This window comes from Acetatifactor aquisgranensis, from assembly GCF_943193215.1.
GTDB lineage: Bacteria > Bacillota > Clostridia > Lachnospirales > Lachnospiraceae > Acetatifactor > Acetatifactor aquisgranensis.
Map to the genome: position 1 here is coordinate 1 of NZ_CALPDH010000081.1, position 2,896 is coordinate 2,896.

The following is a 2,896-nucleotide window of genomic DNA, read 5'->3' on the forward strand; positions in this document are numbered from 1 at the left end:
TTATCCGCCATCTATATCACAAAAAGAATAAGTCTATAGCCTGTTTTGATTGGCTATAAACTTATTATACGAGGTGTAAAGGAAATGCAGAAAGCCGAAGGATTTTGTGTGGATGAAAGCGGATGGATATACTGTCCTTTTTGTAAATGCAGGACACGTACCAAGATTCGGGCGGATACTTCACTAAAAAACTTTCCAGTATTTTGTCCGAAGTGCAGGCAGGAATGTTTGATAGATGTTGAGGATATGAAAATACGATTATCAGCAGTGCCAGACGCTAAGACGCAGAGCCGATAATTTGTTTGTGGATTCCACATGACAGATTATGGGCTTATTTTTTTGAATATAGGTTAGTGAATTCTAACCAGGGATAGGAGGGATTTTATGAATCAGTCACAAGGCGGTAATCCATTTGGCAGACTTATAGAATTTGCAAAACCGCATAAGGCTGGCTATATCGTTTCCGTTGTCCTTGCCGTAATGGGGGTTGCTTTTGGCATCATTCCATATTTTGCGACAGCGAGAATGACGATTGCACTGCTCTCCGGGAATCGGGATTTATCATTTTATATGAGGTGGTGTTTGATTTCCGGCGGCTGCTTTGCCTTAAAAGCAATATTGATGGGGATATCTACAAGGGCATCCCATGAAGCAACCTTTGAAGTAATGTCAGAGGCAAGACGTAAAATTGCTTCAAAACTTACCAGAGTACCTATGGGCTACATTCTTAATACTCCATCGGGGCAGCTAAAAAACGGTATGGTGGAGCGCATTGAACAATTAGAGGTTCCCCTTGCCCATGTAATTCCGGAAATGACTTCTAATCTTCTTGTACCGATTGCGATTATCGTTTATCTGTTCATTCTGGATTGGAGAATGGCTTTGGTATCGCTGATTACAATTCCGGTTGGGATGATGTGCTATATGGGGATGATGAAGGAATATCCGAAGAAGTATGGCGAGGTTGTAAAAGCGGGAAATCATATGAGCGCCACAACGGTAGAATATATCGGCGGCATTGAAGTCATTAAGGCATTTAATCAAGCGGATAATTCCTATCGAAAATTTACAGATGCCGTCCATGCAAACGCAAATCTGATTTTAGACTGGATGAAGGCCACGCAAAAATATTCGGCTATTATGATGAGCGTATGGCCTGCGGCGTTAATTAGTGTACTTCCGGCTGGCTGTCTGTTTTATATGAACGGTTCCTTGTCGGCCGCAACTTTTATTACGGTAACTGTCCTGTCGTTGGGTATTGCAGGCCCGCTTGTGGCGGCTATGTTCTTTACCGATGATATTGCGAAAATAGGAACAGTTATGGGAGAAATTGACGTGATATTAAATCAGCCGGAGCTTGTCCGCCCAAAGGGAAAAAGCGATTTGCCAAATCTTGACATTTTTCTGGAAAACGTGCATTTTGAATATGAGGAAAAAGAGGTTTTGAAAGGAATTGACCTGGCGATTCCGCAAGGGAAGATTACAGCTTTTGTCGGGCCGTCCGGCAGCGGAAAATCTACGATTGCAAAACTGATTGCATCCTTTTGGGATGTGACAGGGGGAGATCATAGTTTGCGCCATCGATGCTGTCAAAGCCGTTTGTGGGTCTGTAGGAAGCTTTATAGGTCCGGTTGAGCCGTTCAATCATCTGTTTGAAGGGGCGGAACTCTTTTGACACCTCATCGCCGTTGGCAAGTCCGATGACCTGGGGGATATTGAATTTGAAGCTTTCACCGAACTCATGGAAGAACTGCTGGGCAGCCAGAGGGTAGGCGCTGTAGCCGTCGGCAATGAAACGGAAGTTTTCCGGGAGCTGCCTGAAGTGTCGGAAGGCCATGCGCATCGCCATGATGCAGGGACCCACGCCACGGTTGTCAGAGACCTGGTATCCCAGAATGGAGCGTTTTGCGGCATCCATGATGAACCAAACGTAAGTCTTGAGACCGCGGACCTTGATATAAGTCTCGTCCGCAGTAAAAGTGCTGCCGGCGCCATAATCGAAGCTGTCTGCAAACGGCTTTATGCAGACGGCGGCGGTCCTGCAGTAGTTGGCGATCTGCTGGTGGGAGATGGTTATGCCGTAAAGGTTCTTCAATGCCTGGGAGGTCTTGCGCAGTGAGAGGCTTAAGTTCACATGCAGGGTCAGGCACAGGGACATCACATGGGAGTCGAACTTGCTGAACTTCAGGGATGAAGCATGTTTGGGAAGGGAGTCCAAGTCCATCTTAAAGAAATCCACCGTGAACTGACGGTAGATGTAGTGGAGCTTGTATTTGTTTTTGCCGCAGCTTTCATCCAGGTCCTTCTTGTGGACCTTTTTGAGGTTGTGCAGGTAATAAGGGCATTTGGGGTTCACGCATTTGTGGAGGACGAAGTGCTTCCGATCCTTTTTGGGAACCAGGGCGTTGCCGCAGTGGGGACAGCGCAGCTTCATGGAAGAGAAACGGCTGTCCTTTGGTGAGAACCTGGCATCGCATACTTTGCAGAGCACCTGCCCTTTGGAGCCATTGTTTTTGTAGAGATATGGCATAGGGGCATCACAGCGAGGACAGGAGCAGCCCTCAGGGATATCGCATTCAGAGCGGCGGTTTACGGGTCGGATCTTCTTCCCATAGCGCTTTTCGATGTAGGGGATGAACTCCTTGTAAGTCCAGCCCTGACGGAAGTCAGTGATAAGGGGCAGCTCGTCTGTCTTGAATTTCTGGTATTTTGGGGAATGGGAATCATCAAAAGCCCACTGTCTGAGTGGGATGTATCTGCAGATGAACATGATTAGCCAGCAATTTTGTTGGTAAAGGTATTGAATGAGTTGAAGTAAGTAGTGTCTGCTGATTAAGTGAAAATCCATTGATTTCACTGACTTTTACAGCATTTTATGATAAAATAAATGCAAGGT

The 2,896-nt window shown here is 46.2% G+C and carries 2 protein-coding genes and 1 pseudogene; 2 read left to right on the forward strand and 1 reads right to left on the reverse strand.

The annotated features are described in order from the left end of the window. The first annotated feature begins 84 nt into the window (after positions 1-84). Positions 85-297: a cysteine-rich KTR domain-containing protein gene (locus tag NFS35_RS28625; protein WP_251210350.1), complete on the forward strand. Its 213-nt coding sequence runs from the start codon at positions 85-87 to the stop codon at positions 295-297. Positions 298-384: 87 nt separating this feature from the next. Further along, a complete protein-coding gene (locus tag NFS35_RS28630; protein ID WP_251210351.1) occupies positions 385-1,635 on the forward strand; it encodes an ABC transporter ATP-binding protein in 1,251 nt (416 codons plus the stop codon). Here NFS35_RS28630 and NFS35_RS28635 read toward each other — a convergent pair. Continuing rightward, positions 1,556-2,848: pseudogene (locus NFS35_RS28635) on the reverse strand (DDE-type integrase/transposase/recombinase); the annotation flags it as partial. The gene NFS35_RS28630 and the pseudogene NFS35_RS28635 sit on opposite strands and share 80 nt — an antisense overlap. Positions 2,849-2,896 lie beyond the last annotated feature (48 nt).